The organism is Bordetella genomosp. 9 (genome assembly GCF_002119725.1).
Lineage (GTDB): Bacteria > Pseudomonadota > Gammaproteobacteria > Burkholderiales > Burkholderiaceae_B > Bordetella_C.
Genome location: NZ_CP021109.1, coordinates 1,508,453 through 1,525,717, shown reverse-complemented (window position 1 = coordinate 1,525,717; position 17,265 = coordinate 1,508,453). Strand labels below are relative to the sequence as shown.

Annotated in this window: 16 protein-coding genes; 2 read left to right on the top strand and 14 right to left on the bottom strand. The window is 65.8% G+C overall.

Annotated elements, in window-relative coordinates; genetic code table 11:
* Positions 1 to 35: 35 nt before the first annotated feature.
* Both CAL13_RS07040 and rsgA read left to right on the top strand, forming a co-directional pair.
* Positions 36 to 1,286 carry a M48 family metallopeptidase gene (locus tag CAL13_RS07040; RefSeq protein WP_086056773.1) on the top strand — a complete coding sequence of 417 codons (1,251 nt, stop codon included), beginning with the start codon at positions 36 to 38 and terminating at the stop codon, positions 1,284 to 1,286.
* Positions 1,287 to 1,465: 179 nt separating this feature from the next.
* Positions 1,466 to 2,302: a ribosome small subunit-dependent GTPase A gene (rsgA, locus tag CAL13_RS07035; RefSeq protein WP_232467822.1), complete on the top strand. Its 837-nt coding sequence runs from the start codon at positions 1,466 to 1,468 to the stop codon at positions 2,300 to 2,302.
* On the opposite strand, the gene CAL13_RS07030 is transcribed toward rsgA, so the two are convergent.
* The 14 genes from CAL13_RS07030 to CAL13_RS06965 all read right to left on the bottom strand — a co-directional run bounded on the left by CAL13_RS07030 (position 2,296) and on the right by CAL13_RS06965 (position 17,263).
* Positions 2,296 to 3,042, bottom strand: a complete 747-nt coding sequence (locus tag CAL13_RS07030) for a CoA pyrophosphatase (protein WP_086071925.1) — start codon at positions 3,040 to 3,042, stop codon at positions 2,296 to 2,298. The genes rsgA and CAL13_RS07030 overlap by 7 nt on opposite strands.
* A 252-nt stretch (positions 3,043 to 3,294) precedes the next feature.
* Positions 3,295 to 3,705: a 50S ribosomal protein L19 gene (gene rplS, locus CAL13_RS07025; protein WP_086056770.1), complete on the bottom strand. Its 411-nt coding sequence runs from the start codon at positions 3,703 to 3,705 to the stop codon at positions 3,295 to 3,297.
* A 150-nt stretch (positions 3,706 to 3,855) separates the two neighbouring features.
* A complete protein-coding gene (locus CAL13_RS07020; RefSeq protein ID WP_086071924.1) occupies positions 3,856 to 4,260 on the bottom strand; it encodes a hypothetical protein in 405 nt (134 codons plus the stop codon).
* A 19-nt stretch (positions 4,261 to 4,279) separates the two neighbouring features.
* Entirely contained in the window at positions 4,280 to 5,584 is a 1,305-nt protein-coding gene (locus CAL13_RS07015) for a PA0069 family radical SAM protein (RefSeq protein ID WP_086071923.1), read from the bottom strand.
* Between the two features lie 190 nt (positions 5,585 to 5,774).
* Positions 5,775 to 7,073: a sulfate adenylyltransferase subunit 1 gene (locus tag CAL13_RS07010; protein ID WP_086056767.1), complete on the bottom strand. Its 1,299-nt coding sequence runs from the start codon at positions 7,071 to 7,073 to the stop codon at positions 5,775 to 5,777.
* A gap of 16 nt (positions 7,074 to 7,089) precedes the next feature.
* Entirely contained in the window at positions 7,090 to 7,998 is a 909-nt protein-coding gene (cysD, locus tag CAL13_RS07005) for a sulfate adenylyltransferase subunit CysD (RefSeq protein WP_086071922.1), read from the bottom strand.
* A 41-nt stretch (positions 7,999 to 8,039) separates the two neighbouring features.
* Positions 8,040 to 8,771 carry a phosphoadenylyl-sulfate reductase gene (locus tag CAL13_RS07000; RefSeq protein ID WP_086071921.1) on the bottom strand — a complete coding sequence of 244 codons (732 nt, stop codon included), beginning with the start codon at positions 8,769 to 8,771 and terminating at the stop codon, positions 8,040 to 8,042.
* A 25-nt stretch (positions 8,772 to 8,796) separates the two neighbouring features.
* Positions 8,797 to 9,852: a sulfate/molybdate ABC transporter ATP-binding protein gene (locus CAL13_RS06995; protein WP_086056764.1), complete on the bottom strand. Its 1,056-nt coding sequence runs from the start codon at positions 9,850 to 9,852 to the stop codon at positions 8,797 to 8,799.
* A 20-nt stretch (positions 9,853 to 9,872) separates the two neighbouring features.
* Entirely contained in the window at positions 9,873 to 10,772 is a 900-nt protein-coding gene (gene cysW / locus CAL13_RS06990) for a sulfate ABC transporter permease subunit CysW (RefSeq protein WP_086056763.1), read from the bottom strand.
* Positions 10,769 to 11,710: a sulfate ABC transporter permease subunit CysT gene (gene cysT / locus CAL13_RS06985; protein ID WP_086071920.1), complete on the bottom strand. Its 942-nt coding sequence runs from the start codon at positions 11,708 to 11,710 to the stop codon at positions 10,769 to 10,771. The genes cysW and cysT overlap by 4 nt, the downstream gene beginning before the upstream one ends.
* Positions 11,700 to 12,737: a sulfate ABC transporter substrate-binding protein gene (locus tag CAL13_RS06980; protein ID WP_086071919.1), complete on the bottom strand. Its 1,038-nt coding sequence runs from the start codon at positions 12,735 to 12,737 to the stop codon at positions 11,700 to 11,702. The genes cysT and CAL13_RS06980 overlap by 11 nt, the downstream gene beginning before the upstream one ends.
* 269 nt (positions 12,738 to 13,006) lie before the next feature.
* Entirely contained in the window at positions 13,007 to 13,648 is a 642-nt protein-coding gene (locus CAL13_RS06975; RefSeq protein WP_086056761.1) for a peroxiredoxin, read from the bottom strand.
* A 415-nt stretch (positions 13,649 to 14,063) separates the two neighbouring features.
* The gene (locus CAL13_RS06970; RefSeq protein ID WP_086071918.1) at positions 14,064 to 15,899 is read right to left on the bottom strand and encodes an acyl-CoA dehydrogenase; all 1,836 of its coding nucleotides are present in this window, start codon (positions 15,897 to 15,899) and stop codon (positions 14,064 to 14,066) included.
* Between the two features lie 434 nt (positions 15,900 to 16,333).
* A complete protein-coding gene (locus tag CAL13_RS06965; RefSeq protein WP_086071917.1) occupies positions 16,334 to 17,263 on the bottom strand; it encodes an electron transfer flavoprotein subunit alpha/FixB family protein in 930 nt (309 codons plus the stop codon).
* Between the last annotated feature and the right edge of the window lie 2 nt (positions 17,264 to 17,265).

Below are 17,265 nucleotides of genomic sequence, written 5' to 3'. Positions count from 1 at the left end.
TTTTCTCATATCGGAATTCCTACGCCGGCCATCCCATGCTGACACTGTTGTTCGTCGTATTCCTGCTGGTCGATATCGGCATCAGGCTCTGGCTTTCCACCCGGCAGGTGCGCCACGTCATCCGCCATCGCGACCGTGTTCCGGCCGAATTCGCCAACCGCATCGGCTTGGCCAGCCATCAGCGCGCCGCCGACTACACCGTCGAGCGCGTGCGGCTGGGCATGCTGGAACGCGTCTTCGACGCGGCGGTGCTGGTCGGCCTGACCTTGCTGGGCGGGCTGCAGGCGCTGGATCTCTGGGCGGGACATCTGGCTGGCAACGATTTCCTGCGCCAGCTTCTGTTGCTCGCGATGGCGGCCGTCCTGCTGGGCGTGCTGGAGCTGCCGTTTACGGTATGGCGTCAATTCAAGCTGGAAGCGCGATTCGGCTTCAACCGTATGACGCCCGGGCTGTTCGTCTCGGATGCAATCAAGGGCGTGGCCCTGACTGCCGTGATAGGACTGCCGCTGGCTGCGGCCATCCTTTGGCTCATGGGCCGGGCGGGCGACTTGTGGTGGATCTGGGCATGGGCGGTATGGGTCGGATTCAGTCTGCTGACGCTGCTGCTGTTCCCCATGGTGATTGCGCCGCTGTTCAACAAATTCACCCCCCTGGCCGACCAGGAGCTGTCCAATCGCATCCGGCAACTGATGCAGCGCTGCGGGTTTGCCATCAACGGCCTGTTCGTGATGGATGGCTCGCGGCGATCCGGGCATGGCAACGCGTATTTCACCGGCTTCGGCAAATCGCGCCGCATCGTATTCTTCGATACGCTGCTCGCGCGCCTGAATGGCGACGAAATCGAAGCCGTGCTCGCGCATGAGCTCGGCCACTTCGCGCGCCGCCATATCGTCAAACGCATCGTCGTCAGTTTCGCCGTGGCGCTGCTCTTCTTCGCCCTGCTCGGATGGCTGGCGCAGCAACCGTGGTTCTATGAGCAGCTCGGCGTACTGCCCCGTATGGACGGGCGCAACGACGCCATGGCGCTGCTGCTTTTCTTCCTGGTCGTGCCGGTATTCACTTTCCCCTTCACGCCCATCGCCAGCTGGTATTCCCGCCGCGATGAATTCCAGGCGGACGATTACGCCGCCCAGCAAAGCTCGGCCGAACAACTGGTGTCCGCCCTGGTCAAGCTGTATGACGACAACGCCGCGACACTGACCCCGGACCCTGTCCATTCCGCGTTCTACGACAGCCATCCCCCGGCAGCCGTTCGCATCCGGCACCTGGGCGCGGCCGCCCGATGAGTCGCCCAGGCCGCCCGTCCCGATCCCAGGCATCGTCGCCGGTGTCCGCCCCTGCGGGGCAGAACGCCGGTCTTCAAAAAAATGGCAATCGGCGCACGTCGCAGGCCGGCGCCGACGGCCAGTCCGGCCTGCTCGAAGGCCGCGTCATCGCCGCACATGGCCGGCACTTCCTGGTCGAAATGCCGGACGGCAGCCAACGCCAGTGCTATCCCCGCGGCAAGAAGGCTGGCCCTGCGGTCGGCGACCGCGTTCGCGTGGCGCCGCAGGGCCGCGACGAAGGCGCCATCGAGGAGATCCTTGCTCGCAGCAACCTGCTCTATCGTTCGGACGACATGCGCGCCAAGCAGTTCGCCGCGAACGTGGACCGGCTGTTCATCGTCGTGGCGGTCGAGCCAACCTTTTCCGACGACCTGGCCGGGCGGGCGCTGGCGGGCGCCTGGAGCGCCGGCATCGCACCCTTCATCGTTCTGAACAAGGCCGATCTTACCCATGCCCTGCCGCAGGCGCGCGCTCGGCTGGCCTCTTTGGCCAAGCTGGGTGTGCCCGTGCTGGAGGTCAGCGCGCTCGACCCCCAGCACGCCCGGGCAACGCTCTTCCCGCACATGACCGGCCATGTCAACCTCTTGCTTGGCCAGAGCGGCATGGGGAAATCGACGCTGCTGAATACCCTGGTGCCCGGCGCCAATGCCGCCACGCGGGAGCATTCCACGGCCCTGGACATGGGGCGGCACACGACCACCAGCACCCGGCTTTACCACTTGCCCGAAGGGGGCGACGTCATCGATTCACCGGGGTTCCAGGCCTTCGGCCTGCAGCATTTGTCCCGCGAAGAGATCGAACGCGGCTTCCCGGAGTTCGCGCCCTACGCCGCCCAGTGCCGCTTCTACAACTGCACGCACCAGCACGAACCGGGCTGCGGCGTGCTCGCGGCCTTGGCCGAGGGCCGCATCGATCCCGCCCGGCATGCGCTCTATACCCGCATCGTGCAGGAAAACGCGGCCGCGCAGCGCTATTGAGGCGCTTGCGTCTCGTCCGGCGCTGCCGGACCGCGCAGCAGGTAGTACAGATTGCGGAGCATCGCCGCCGTCGCACCCCAGATGAAGTATCCCTGCCAGGGCATGGAATAAAACCGGCGCACCCGCCCATCCGGCAATTCGGCGCGGTGCAGCCGGTGGTTCGCCGGATCCGCAATGAAGGCCAACGGCACTTCAAAAACCTCGGCCACTTCGAATTCATCCGGGGACAGCGTGAAGCCCGGCCTGACCAGCGCGACGACAGGGGTAATTGAAAACCCCGTCGCTGTCAGATACGGCGGCATCGCGCCCAGCACCTCAACCCATTCCGCGGTCAAGCCGGTCTCTTCCTGCGCCTCGCGCAGGGCGGCCGCGATTGGGCTGGCGTCCGTTTCCTCGATACGCCCGCCGGGAAAACTCACCTGGCCGGCGTGATCGTGCAGGTGGGCCGTGCGCTGGGTCAGCATGACCGTCACGCCAGCTTCGCGCATGACGAGCGGGATCAGCACGGCCGCGAGCACGGGCGGGCCTTCGCGTCCCGGATAGCGCGAATCGCCGTTCAGGGGCATCTGCACCGACCAGCTCTCCGGCTGGGCCAAGGCCCGCCGCAAGGACTCCGGCCGCAGCGCCTCCTGAGACAGCGCCTGCAGCCCTTCGTTGGCAACGACCCAAGGCTGTTCGGCCGGATCGAAAGCGGGTCGGACGATGGGGCGGCGGGGTCGGCTGGACGGCTGTTCGGACATGGGGGCGGGGCGTTCAGAAAGGCGGCGCGATACGGACGGCGATAAGGGACAGCGATGGATAGGGAACAGGATACCCGCCGGTAAGGCGGGCGCGGAAATAAAACCCTCCGGCAGAGAACGAAAAGGCACCCCCGCGGGTGCCCCGTGCTGACTCGGAAGACGGCTGCGAGGCGATTCCTGCGGGCATGAAAAAGGCACCCCATGGGTGCCTTTGCTGCGCAGGGAACCGGCTGGCGGCACCCATCACCGCAATCAGGAAGCGGCGGCCTCGGCAGCTTGAGCCGATTGCGCAGCAGCCTGACGGCTGACCAGCTTTTCCTTGATGCGAGCGGACTTGCCCGAACGATCGCGCAGGTAGTACAGCTTGGCACGGCGGACGTCACCGCGGCGCTTCACTTCGATGGAAGCGATTTGCGGCGAGTACAGCTGGAACGTACGCTCCACGGCCTGGCCGGAGGAGATCTTGCGCACGATAAAGGCCGAGTTCAGGCCACGATTGCGCTTGGCGATCACCACGCCTTCGAAGGCCTGGACACGCTTGCGGGTGCCTTCGACGACGTTCACGTTGACGACCACCGTATCGCCGGGGGCGAAGGACGGCAGGGTCTTGTCGCCGGTCAGGCGCTGGATTTCTTCCTGTTCCAGGATAGCGATAAGGTTCATGAGAACTCCGGAGTCATCATGCCGCGCGGTTTTGGAGGGATAGGAATGCGGCCCGCGCGCAGAGGATGAGATTTGGTAAACCCGGCATTCTACATGAAATCAGCGGCTTAGGTAAACCGCACCGGGGCTGTCCCGCGCAATCCAGACCCTTCAGAACCCCGCGGCGGCACCCAGCCACATCAGGGCCGGAATCATGGCGCCCCACATGGCGACAAGCAACACGTCCACCACCATCTGGCGCACTGTCATCGCCTGGGAAGCCAAAACCCCGGAGACCGGAGCGGCGGCGGGCGCAGAGGCAACGGCAGAGCCGGCGGGGAAGGCGGACAGCGGGATCGCCGTGCCGTCCGATGCAGGAGCCGCCGCCGCCGGCAGAGCGCCATGGGCGAAACCGGCGCGATCGACAAGATTGCCCGGATGGTTCGGCAGGCCTATGGGGGCCCCGCGAAACCATTGCACCGCGGGGGACAACAGGCGCTTCAGACCGCGCCGCGCGGGCGGGGCCGGCGGAAAGGGCCATTTCGTCGGGAACTGCTGATCTGCGGCAAAGTTCATGAACGTGCTCCTTGGGAGACTACATCTGGTCGAAGAGACCCAGCTGCCGCATGGGATGCAACGTCGCACGGGCAGATTCGGGAAGGGATCGGGGGCCGCCGCCGGTGACGCCCGCGCTCCGAGGCATGCCGGGAGATGGCATGCCGGGAGATGGCTGGCCGGGAAAGGGTTGGGACACCGCCGCGGGCGGGACGAACTGGCGGGTATCGAGCTGCAGGCGGTGCTGGTTCAGGCCCGCCTTGCGCACCGCGATGGCAAATCGCTGGCGCAGGAGTTCGGCCCAGATACCCGTACCGCGCATGCGCGAGCCGAACTTGGGATCGTTGCGCTTGCCTTCGCGCATGTCTTCGATACGGTGAAGCACGCGTTCGGCACGATCGGGAAAATGCGCCTGCAGCCATTCCTCGAACACCGGCTTGACTTCCCAAGGCAGCCGCACCACCGTGTAACTGGCGTAATAGGCGCCCGCCTGCCCCGCGGCTTCAACGATGCGTTCCAGGTATTCGTCGTTGATGAAAGGAATCATGGGCGCGGCAAGCACGCCCACCGGCACGCCGGCTTCTGCCAGCCTGCGCACTGTCTGCAGGCGGCGCCACGGCGCCGACGCCCGCGGTTCCAGCGTGCGCGAAAGAGCATCGTCCAGGGACGTGATGCTGATATAGACCGCCACCAGCTTGCGCCGGGCCAGGGCCTGCAGCAGGTCCAGGTCACGCTCGATGAGGGCGTTTTTCGTGACGATGGTCAGGGGGTGCCCGGTTTCGAGCAAAAGCGAAATGACCCCGCGCGTCAGCCGCCAATCGCGCTCGATCGGCTGGTAGACGTCGGTGGCGGAACCAATATTGATGGGCTCGACCCGGTAACCCGGTTTGGCCAATTCCGCGCGCAGCGCGTCCACGGCGTTTGCCTTGGCGATGAGCCGGGTTTCGAAATCCAGGCCCGGCGAATATCCCAAGTAGGCATGCGTCGGGCGGGCATAGCAATAGACGCAGCCATGCTCGCACCCCCGATACGTATTGATGGCGCGATCGAAAGGCACGTCCGGCGAATCATTGCGGGACAGCAGCTTGCGGGCCTGTTCGACCGAAACGGTGGTACGCAGTGGGAGCGCCGCGGGCGAGCCGGATGATGCGATCGGTTCGATCCGGGCTGCGGCGTCTTCATCCAAGCCTGCGTCCGCGGACGGATTCGCGGACGGATCCGCGATGCGTTCTTCGGACTGGAAGCGGTGCCGAACATTAGTAACCGCACCCCGACCGCGCAAGGCGGCGGGGGCGGCAGCCGGGGACCCAGAACCGGCAAAAACGGAATGATCGGTACGTGCCATGAGGGTACTGTACATCCATACAGTATTCCTGGCAAGCACCCGCCGCCGTTTTTCTGGCGACGCCCCACTTTACTCCAAGTCCCCGCGCCGCCGCCTGCGAAATCCGCGAGTGTGGCTTTGCCGCAAAACCCGCATGAAGCAAGGCTCTGCGGCCCGCCACCGTGGTAAAAGAGCGCCCCCCGGGCAGCCCTCAGCGCAGCATCCCGGCCGCGGCGGTCTGATGCGTGGCAGCGTCAATCAGGATGAACGCACCGGTTGCGGCAACCTCGTCATAAGGGTCCATGGCAAGCGGATCACGCGTGGCGATGCGTACCTTGCCGATATCGTTCATCGACAGCGTGCCGACATCGCCCTCCACTTCCCGCAGTTCGTGAATATCGCGGCGTGTCGCCACCTCGCGCACCACGGCCGTGGTCAGGCGGGTACCGTGCTTGAGCAGATACTTGCGCGCCGGGTTCAGCGGCTGCGTATCGAGCCAGCAGATCTCCGCCTCGAAATTCTTGCCGACGCTGGCCGGAGCCGCCGCGTGCGACAGCACGTCCCCGCGCGACACATCGACGTCCCGGTCGAGCACGACGACGACGGAGTCCCCCGCCTCGGCATGCGACAGCACGCGCTCGTGGGCGCGGATTTCGGCAACACGCGCGGCAACGCCGGAAGGTTGCACCACGATCTCGTCGCCAGGACGCAACGTCCCGCTTGCAATACGGCCGGCATACCCCCTGAAATCCTTCGCACTGCTGCCATCATGGCGCACGACCCACTGCACCGGAAAACGCAGCGGCGCGCCATCATCGCGCTGCACGGGATCCAGCGACTCCAGCAGTGCGAGCAGCGGCCCGCCGTCGTACCACGGCGATCGAGGCGAAGACGAGACCACGTTGTCCCCGTTCAGCGCCGACATCGGCAAAGCGTGGAAGCGCTCGATGCCGATACGGCGCGCCAGGTCGGCGTACGCGCCGCGGATGCGCTCGAACACCGCCCGGTCCCAGTCCACCAGGTCCATCTTGTTGATGGCGACGACGATGTGGCGGATCCCAAGCAGACGCGCGATGGTGCTATGGCGCTTGGTCTGCGGCAACAGGCGCCCGTCGGCCGCGCGCGTTGCGTCGATCAGGATGACCGCGACATCGGCCGTCGAGGCACCAGTCACCATGTTGCGCGTGTACTGCTCATGGCCCGGCGCGTCGGCGATGATGAACTTGCGCCGCGGGGTGGCGAAGTAGCGGTAGGCAACGTCGATGGTGATGCCCTGCTCCCGCTCGGCTTCCAGGCCGTCCGTCAGCAGTGCGAAGTCGATGCCGTCGCCCGCCACCCGCTTGTACTTCGCGCGGCCGATCGCATCGAGCTGGTCGGCGAACACGCTTTTGCTGTCGTAGAGCAGCCTGCCGATCAGGGTCGACTTGCCGTCGTCCACGGAGCCGGCCGTGATGAGCCGGATGACGGCGGTCTCGCCCGCCGGAAGGAAAGATTCGCTGACTGCGTTCATGCTTGCTCCCTGGCGCTCAGAAATAACCTTCTTTCTTGCGCCGTTCCATCGATGCTTCCGAGGTCTGGTCGTCCATGCGGGTCGCGCCGCGCTCAGTGACGTCGCTCAGGGCCGTTTCGGCGATGATGGCCGCGTTGTCCGCGGCTTCGGATGCGACCGGGCACGTGCACGAAATATCGCCCACCGTGCGGAAGCGCACGGACAAGGTCTCAACCTGTTCGCCCGGCTGCGGCGGCGTCAGGGGCGTGACGGGCACCAGCAGGCCGCGACGGCGCACGACCTCGCGCCGGTGCGCATAGTAGATCGACGGCAACGCCAGATTCTCGCGCTCGATGTATTGCCACACGTCCAGCTCGGTCCAGTTGGAAATGGGAAATACGCGCATGTTCTCGCCGCGGTGAACGCGGGTGTTGTACAGGCTCCAGACTTCCGGGCGCTGGCTCTTGGGATCCCATTGCCCGAACTCGTCGCGGAAGGAAAAGATGCGCTCCTTCGCGCGCGCCTTTTCTTCATCGCGCCGGGCGCCGCCGATGCACGCATCGAAACCGAACTCCGCGATGGCTTCCAGAAGCGTCACCGCCTGCGCCGCATTGCGCGAATCGGTTTCCTTGCGCAGGCTGACGGTCCCGCGCGCGATGGAGTCTTCCACGCTGCGTACGATCAGGTCCTCGCCCAGCTCGGCGGCGCGCGCGTCGCGGAACTGGATCACCTCCGGGAAGTTGTGGCCCGTGTCGATGTGCATGAGCGGAAAGGGAAACTTCGCCGGCCGGAAGGCCTTTTCGGCCAGACGCAGCAGCACGCAGGAGTCCTTGCCGCCGGAAAACAGCAGCACCGGCTTTTCGCACTCGGCGGCGACCTCGCGCAGGATGAAAACGGCTTCAGACTCCAGCCAATCCAGGTGGCTGCGGGTATGAACGGTAGACATGTCGCTTCTCGGTTTGCTTGGGATAGGGACTGGCCCGGAGATCAGGCCTGGGCCACGGTGCGGTTGCCGGCGTGCAGCCCGCATTCCTTGCTATCGGAGGATTCCCACCACCATCGGCCGGCGCGCACATCCTCGCCTGGCCGGATCGCACGGGTACAGGGTTCGCAGCCGATGGACGGATAGCCGCGGTCGTGCAGGGGGTTGTAGGGAATGTCCAGCGTGCGGATCGCGTTCCAGACGTCGTCCTCGGTCCATGCGGCCAGCGGATTGAACTTGTACAGACCGAAGGTGGCATCGTGCTCCTCCTCCGGCAGGTTGCCCCGTGTCGCGGCCTGAGCGCGCCGCTGACCGGTGATCCATGCGCCCCGCCCCGCCAGCGCCCGTGTCAGCGGCTCGACCTTGCGGATATGGCAACAGGCCTTGCGCAACGCCTGGCTTTCGTAGAACGCAAAGGCTCCATGGGCGGCGACGTGGGCCTGTACCGCGTCGGGCTGGGGCCGATAAACCGTGGGACGACGCCCGTAGCGGCGTTCGATGACGTCGAGCATCGCGACGGTTTCGGCATGCAGCCGTCCGGTGTCCAACGTAAAGATTTCGATCGGCGCGCCGCTGGTATGGATGGCGTGCGTCAGCACCATGTCTTCTGCCGCCATCGACGACGCCAGCGCGGCGTCCGGGTAGCGGGCCGCGATATCGGCCAGCACGCGCAACAGCTCGGCCCACCGGGTGGCGACGGCGGACGCAACGGCGGAATCGGGTTCGGTACTGTTCATATCCAATCGGTCATCCAATCACTCGCTATACCCGGAAAATCCGTCCGCGGCGCGGGCGGGCGAGCAGCATCGCGCCTTCGCGCAGATTCATGCCGCGGTAATCCTCTTCGGGCAACTGGGCCTCGAGCAGCGCGCCATCTTCGCGCTGCAGCTCAAGGTACGCGCTGGGCCCCGCCAGGTAGGCATGGTTCAGCTTCACGGCGATGCCCTCGGACGCCGGTGCGAAGGGCACGACCTCGAGTTCGTGGGGACGCACGTATGCCACGGCGCGCTGTTCATCCAGGCCGTCGAACGTCGGCGCGGGCAGCGAAATGCCGCTGGCGCGCCACTGCCCGCCGGCGGCATAGCCTTCGATCTGGTTCACATCGCCAAGGAAGCCGTACACGAAAGGCGTGGCCGGATGCGTCCAGACTTCGCCCGGCGTGCCCACCTGCTCGATGCGCCCGGCGTTCATCACCACCACGCGATCCGCTACCTCCAGGGCCTCTTCCTGGTCGTGCGTCACGAAGACGCTGGCGACGTTCAGTTCGTCGTGCAGCCGGCGCAGCCAGCGTCGCAATTCCTTGCGCACCTTGGCATCGAGCGCCCCGAAAGGCTCGTCCAGCAGCAGCACGCGAGGCTCCACCGCCAGGGCGCGCGCCAGGGCGATGCGCTGGCGCTGGCCGCCCGACAACTGCCCCGGGTAACGGTCCGCCAGCCAATCGAGCTGAACCAGGTTCAGCAGCGCATGGACTTTCTCCTTGATGGCCGCTTCGTTCGGACGTTGCGACCGGGGCTTGATGCGCAGGCCGAAGGCGACGTTCTCGAACACGGTCATGTGACGGAATAGCGCGTAATGCTGGAAGACGAAACCCACTTGCCGCTCGCGCACGTGCACGCCGGTGCTGTCTTCGCCGAAGAAATAGATACTGCCGCTGTCCGGCGTTTCCAGCCCCGCGATGATGCGCAGCAAGGTCGTCTTGCCGCAACCGGAAGGCCCCAGCAAGGCCACCAATTCGCCGGAATCGATGTGCAGGTTCACATCGCGCAGCGCCTGGAACGACCCAAAGCGCTTGTTGACCGATTTGATTTCGATATCCATAGGTTTTCCTTGTCCCGTGCCTAGGCGCGTGCCGGCGCCGCCGCCGCTTGCCGCGGCATGACATCCGCCGCAGCATCGTCGCGCGCGAGCCCGCGCGTGTGCCGCCATTGCACCACGGTTTTGATGACCAAGGTCACGAGCGCCAGCACGGCCAGAAGCGACGCGACCGCGAAGCCTGCCTGGATCTGGTACTCGTTGTAGAGAATCTCGACCTGCAGGGGGATGGTGTTGGTCACGCCCCGGATGTGCCCCGACACCACCGATACCGCGCCGAACTCGCCCATGGCCCGGGCGTTGCACAGAATGACGCCATACAGCAGGCCCCAGCGTACGTTGGGCAGCGTCACGTGCCAGAAGGTCCGCCAGCCGCTCGCTCCCAGCACGACGGCAGCTTCTTCCTCTTCGCTGCCCTGCGCCTGCATCAAGGGAATCAGCTCACGGGCGACCAAGGGCAGCGTCACGAAAGCCGTGACCAGGACGATGCCCGGCACGGCGAAGACAATCTTCAGGTCGTGCGCCAGCAGCCAGGGACCCAGCCAGCCCTGCGCGCCCAGCACGAGGATGTATGAGACGCCGGCCACCACCGGCGAGACCGAGAAAGGCAGATCGATCAACGTGATCAGCAGCGACTTGCCGCGGAACTCGTGCTTGGCGATCGCCCATGCCGCCGCAAGCCCGAACACCATGTTCAAGGGCACGCAGATCAGCGCGGTAACCACCGTGAGCACGATGGCCGACCAGGAGTCCGGCTCGGTCAATGCGGAAACGTAGGCCGCGACGCCTTTGCGCAGCGCCTCGGCGAACACCACGCAAAGCGGCAGGATCAGGAATAGCGACAGGAAGGCGACGGCGCCCGCGATCAAGAGCCAGGGCGCGATACCGGCGTTGCCACGGTTCAGGTTCGGCGTGGGCGACGTCATGCCTCGCCTCCATGCGCGCGACGCTGCCACGCCTGCAACCCATTGATGGCGAGCAGCATCAGGAACGACAGGCCGAGCAGCACCGAACCGATGGCGGCCGCGCCGGCGTAGTCGAACTGTTCGAGCTTGACCAGGATAAGCAGCGGCGCGATTTCCGAAACCATCGGCATGTTGCCGGCGATGAAAATGACAGAACCGTATTCGCCGACCGCGCGTGCGAACGCCATCGCAAACCCCGTCAGCAGCGCGGGCGCGATGGCGGGCAGCAACACGCGCAGGAAGATCTGCACGGGCCTCGCGCCCAGGCTGGCCGCCGCCTCTTCCAGCGACTTCTCCAGATCCTCCAGCACGGGCTGCACGGTGCGGACGACGAAAGGGATGCCGATGAATATCAGAGCCACCACGATTCCCGCGGGCGTATAGGCAATCTTGATGCCCAGGGGCGCCAGCCATTGGCCGATCCATCCGTGCGGCCCCAGCAGCGCGGCCAGCGATATGCCGGCCACGGCCGTAGGCAATGCGAAGGGCAGATCGACCAGGGCATCCAGCACGCGCTTGCCGGGGAACGAATGGCGCACGAGCACCCAGGCGACGAGCAGACCGAAGAACAGATTGACCACCGCGGCGATCAGCGCAGCGCCGAAGGTAATGCGATAGGCGGACAGGACGCGCGGCGAGGTCACGGCCGCGACGAAGGCGTCCCAGCTGAGCCCGGCCGCCTTGATCACCAGCGCGGACAGCGGCAACAGGACCAACGCGCCCAGGTAGAAAAGCGTGTAGCCCAGCGTCAGGTTCAGACCGGGCAGCACGCGCGGCGTACGGCCCTTGCGGCGGCCCGGCAGGACGGACGCGACCACGCCCAGGCCCGCGTGCTGCCGGGTCTGGACGCCGGGCGCGGCAAGGCCGCGCAGTGCGGGACCGCCACCGCTACTTGGCATAGATCTGGTCGAATACCCCGTTGTCGGCGAAGTGGGTCTTGTCCACGGCCGGCCAGCCGCCCAGGTCGCGGATGGTGAACAGATCCAGCTTTGGAAACTGCGACGCGTACCTGGCTTTCGCCTGCGCGGAAATCGGGCGATAGTAGTTGCGCCCGATCAGGTCCTGGGCTTCCTCGGAGTACAGATAGCGCAGATAGGCCTCCGCCACCTCGCGCGTGCCCTTGCGGTCCACGTTCTTGTCGACCACAGCCACGGTGGGCTCACAGAGGATGCTGAGTTTGGGCGCCACGATTTCGAACTCGCCTGGGCCGAATTCCTTGAACGCCAGGAAAGCGTCGTTCTCCCACGAAATCAGGACGTCGCCCACGCCGCGCTGCGCGAACGTGATGGTGGAGCCGCGAGCGCCGGAGTCGAGCACCGGAACATTGCGGAATAGTTTGCCGATGAAGTCGCGCGCAGCAGCCTCGCCACCCTGGCGGCGGGCGTATTCCCAGGCGGCGAGGTAATTCCAACGCGCACCCGCCGAGGTCTTGGGATTGGGTGTGATGACCGACACGCCAGACCGGACAAGATCGTTCCAGTCCTTGATGTTCTTGGGGTTTCCCTTGCGGACCAACAGGATGATGGTGGACGTGTAGGGCGAGGAATTGTCGGGCAGGCGGTCCTGCCATCCCGGCCGGATAAGTCCGCCGTGCTGGACCAGCGCCTCCACGTCGGGCGCGAGGCCCAGCGTCACCACGTCGGCATCGACGCCGTCGATGACGCTGCGCGCCTGCTTGCCCGAACCTCCGTGCGAATTCTTGATCGTTACGTCCTGGCCGGTCTTGGCCTTCCAGTACTTCGCGAACAAGGGGTTGTACTGCGCATAAAGCTCGCGGGTCGGGTCGTACGAGACATTCAGCAGCTCGACCGGCCGGCCCGCGGCGCGTGCGGCACCCGTCGCGGCAAGCGCGGGCAAACCGATACCGGCCGCGAACAGGCCGAAAGACCGCTTCAGAAATTCCCGTTTTTGCGTATCGTGCGCCATCGCCCTTCGTCCCGCATTCACCGCGTCTGTTGACAGGCGGCGCGCCTGCATCAGGCAGCGCCGTTCAATGAGGACGCATTGTGAAGGCAACGGCCAACGCCTCAAACGAAGATGTTCTTGTTTGTATATTTCCGCTGGCGCAATAAGGCGAACCGGAAACCCCCAATCTCGAAATACCGGCCGACGGCGCCGTGCCGGCCATTCGGACGTGCGCGGCGCGAAAAAAAAACGCCCCCTTGCAAGGGGGCGTCGATCACGCGGATGCCGGGTTATTTATTGGGCTGCGGCGTGATCCGCAGGTACGGCCGCACGGCCTTATAGCCCTTCGGGAATTTCTGCTTGATCACTTCCTCGTCCTTCAGCGACGGCACGATGATGACGTCGTCGCCGTCCTGCCAGTTCACCGGCGTGGCGACGCTGTGGCTGTCGGTCAGCTGCAGCGAATCGATGACACGCAGGATCTCGTTGAAATTGCGCCCCGTGCTGGCGGGGTACGTGATGATCAGGCGCACTTTTTTGGCGGGATCGATGATGAACACGGAACGCACCGTGGCGGTTGCGCTGGCGTTCGGATGGATCATGTCGTACAGCTCGGACACCTTGCGGTCCTCGTCGGCGAGGATCGGAAAGTTGACCGTCGTACCCTGGGTGTCGTTGATGTCCTCGATCCACTTGGTGTGCGAGTCCACGGGATCCACGGACAGGGCCAGCACCTTCACATTGCGCTTGGCGAATTCGTCCGCCAACTTGGCGGTATAGCCCAGTTCCGTCGTGCACACAGGGGTGAAATCGGCAGGATGCGAAAAAAGAACGCCCCAGCTGTCACCCAGGTATTCATGAAACCGGATAGGGCCGATGGAGGATTGCTGTTCGAAATCGGGGGCGGTATCGCCCAAACGGAGTTGTCCCATGATCTGTCCTTTTTTCAAATAAACGAAAACGTTAGGCGCCCGGCCCCACCCGTCCGCCGCGGTCGCCCACGACCAAAAACCGAAGCTCCTTAACCACCGAAGCTCCCTATGCCACCACCTCCCAAAACAGACAATAACCGGGGCGCCGCGGATCCGGCTCCGCCGGTCCGCAGGCGCGCCCCCTTGAGGGGGAAGCGCGCCAGCGCTTCGGGGGTGGGCCTATCCCGCGGCTCCGCCGGTCCGCAGGCGCGCCCCCTTGAGGGGGAAGCGCGCCAGCGCTTCGGGGGTGAGCCTTTCCCGCGGCTCCGCCGGTCCGCAGGCGCGCGCCTTTGAGGGGAAAGCCCTCCAGCGCCTCGGGGGTCGGCCAATTCTCACACCAAACTGAAATGCCGGAAAGTATGGATTGCATATAACCTTATGCAATATCCGAACGCCGTACGCATGCCTCGATGACGCCGCCCGCCTGGATCGCGCTTGACCACGCGCCGGCACGCGGCAGGATGTGCGCGCCGTAGAAAACCGCCGTCGTCATCTTGTTGTGCAGGAACTCCCGCGGCCAGCGGCCGCCCGCCGCATCCGCAAGTTCCCGCTGGCAGGCGACGGCCGCACGCGCCATTTGCCAGCCGCCGACCAGGACTCCGGTCAGCATCAAAAACGGCACGCTGCCGGCAAACACCGCCCGCACGTCCGTCATCGCGGTTCGCGCCATGAAACCCAGCGCCTGCTGCTGGGCCTGCATCGCCGTCGCCAGGTTCGTCCGCAAAAGAAGCAGCCCCTGCGCATCATCGCCTTGCGCTCGCCCGGCCGCCGCATCCAAGGCCGCCAATGTGACCTGCATGTCCTGCTGGATGCGCGCTGCCGTGGCGCCGCCGTCTCGCAACAACTTGCGTCCGAGCAGATCGTTCGCCTGGATTGCCGTCGTTCCCTCGTAGATGGGCAGGATGCGGGCGTCGCGATAGTGCTGTGCCGCGCCGGTCTCCTCGATATAGCCGGTGCCGCCATGCACCTGGATGCCCAGCGAGGCGACTTCCACCGCCGACTCCGTGCAGAAGCCCTTGACCACTGGCACCAGGAGCTCGTACAGGGCGCGATGGCGATCGCGCGTGCCAGCATCCGGATGATGTGCGGCGGTATCGCGCGCAGCGGCGGCCATATACGAAATTGCCCGCCCGCCTTCCGTCAACGCGCGCATGGTAAGCAGCATGCGCTGCACATCCGGATGATGCGCAATGGCGACCGGCCCGGGCGAGCCTTCCACCGCACGTCCCTGTATCCGATCGCGTGCATACGCGAACGCCTGCTGCGTCGCACGCTCGGCCACCGCCACGCCCTGCTGCCCCACCGCGAAGCGCGCAGCGTTCATCATGATGAACATGTATTCCAGGCCGCGGTTCTCTTCGCCGACCAGGTACCCTACCGCGCCCTCACCCGCCTCGCCCTTGCCGGCGCCATACAGCAGCACGGCGGTCGGGCTTCCGTGGATGCCAAGCTTGTGTTCGATGGACGCGCACCAGACGTCGTTGCGCGGCCCCAGCCGTCCGCCGTCTCCGGGCAGGAATTTGGGCACCACGAACAGCGAAATCCCCTTCACGCCCGCCGGCGCGTCCGGCGTACGGGCCAGCACGAGATGGACGATGTTTTCCGCCATGTCGTGTTCGCCGTACGTGATGAATATCTTCTGGCCGGACAGCCGGTATGTCCCGTCCTGCTGCGGGACGGCGCGCATTGCCACCTGGGCCAGATCCGATCCTGCCTGGGGCTCGGTCAGGTTCATCGTGCCGGTCCATTTGCCCGACACGAGATTCGGCACGTAGGTATTGCGCAACGACTCGCTGCCCACCGTCAAAAGCGCTTCGATGACGCCATCGGTCAGCAGGGGACAAAGCGAGAACGACAGGCAGGCCGAGTTGATCGTTTCGTTGGCGACAGCAGCCACCAGCTTGGGCAGGCCCTGCCCGCCCCAGGACACCGGATGCTGCAAGCCCTGCCAGCCGCCCGCGGCGTAGTCCGCGTAGGCGGCGGCGTAGCCCGGACTGGTTGCGACGGCGCCATCGCGCCACACCGGCGGTTGCCGGTCTCCTGCACGATTCAGCGGTGCGATCGCCTGCTCCACGAAGCGCGCATTTTCCTGCAGGACGGCTTCGACGAGATCGGGCGTCGCCTCATCGTATCCGGGCAGGGCCAGCACGTCGTCCAGGCCGGCCAGCTCCTTGAGGGTGAAGCGGATGTCCGTCAGCGGTGCTTGATACATAAGGTCCCCACGAAGCGCTTCGCGCTTTCCCCCAGGGGGCGACGCTGGCGGACCGGCGGAGCCGGATCCGCGCGTCCCCGGTCGGGCCCTACTTCTTGCGAAGTAAAGTCCACCCCGGAGCGGTTGGCGCTTTCCCCTTCCGGGAGCGCTGGCGCACAGGGGAGCCGGTCCCGTGGCGTCCTTTGTTGCGAAGCAGGTGAATGTCGTTTGGCTCAACGCTGGATGAATGCGGACTTCAATCCAGGCCTGCGCATCCCTGATGGCAACAGGGCCGGATCCGAGCCGCCCGTCGACCATACCAGTTTGGCGGGGGAGCGCCATCAGGGCTTGTATGGTCTTGCATGCGGCGCTGCAGGGGCGCTTCAAAGCAAAACGGCCGTCCCTTCGGGACGGCCGTCAATTCGCGCCTTCCGAGCGCGCGCCCGTGACGCGGATCAGAGCGCGCTGGCGAGCTCCGGCACGACCTGGAACAGGTCTCCCACCAGGCCGTAATCGGCCACGCCGAAGATGGGGGCTTCCGGGTCCTTGTTGATGGCGACGATAACCTTCGAGTCCTTCATCCCGGCCAGGTGCTGGATGGCGCCGGAGATGCCGACCGCGACGTAGAGTTGCGGGGCGACGATCTTGCCGGTCTGGCCGACCTGCCAATCGTTGGGGGCGTAGCCGGCGTCCACCGCCGCGCGCGACGCGCCCAGCGCGGCGCCGAGCTTGTCGGCCAGAGGATCGAGGATCTTGAAGTTTTCGGCGCTGCCCATGCCGCGGCCGCCGGAGACGACGACGCGTGCGCCGGCGAGTTCGGGGCGATCGCTTTTGGCGACTTCACGGCCCACGAAGGACGAGATGCCGGCGTCCGCTACCGGCGCAACGGTCTCGACCTGCGCCGATCCGCCTTGCGACGGCGCGGCGTCGAACGCGGTGGTACGGACGGTGATGACCTTGATGGGATCGGCCGACTGCACGGTGGCGATCGCGTTGCCCGCATAGATCGGGCGCTGGAAGGTGTCCGCCGATTCGATGCCCGAAATATCGGAAATCTGGGCGACGTCGAGCTTGGCGGCGACCCGCGGCGCAACGTTCTTGCCGGAGGCCGTCGCCGGAAACAGGATGTGGCTGTAGTTCTGGGCCACGGCCAGCACCTGCGCCGAAAGGTTTTCCGCCAGGCCATCGGCCAGGTGCGGCGCATCGGCCAGCAGCACCTTGGACACGCCCGCCGCGCGCGCCGCTTCGTCGGCCACCGCTTGCGCGCCGCTGCCTGCGACCAGGACATGGATCTCACCGCCCAGCTTGGCGGCGGCTGCCACGGTATTCAGCGTCGCGCCCTTCAACTGGGCGTTGTCGTGTTCGGCAATAACCAGAATCGTCATAG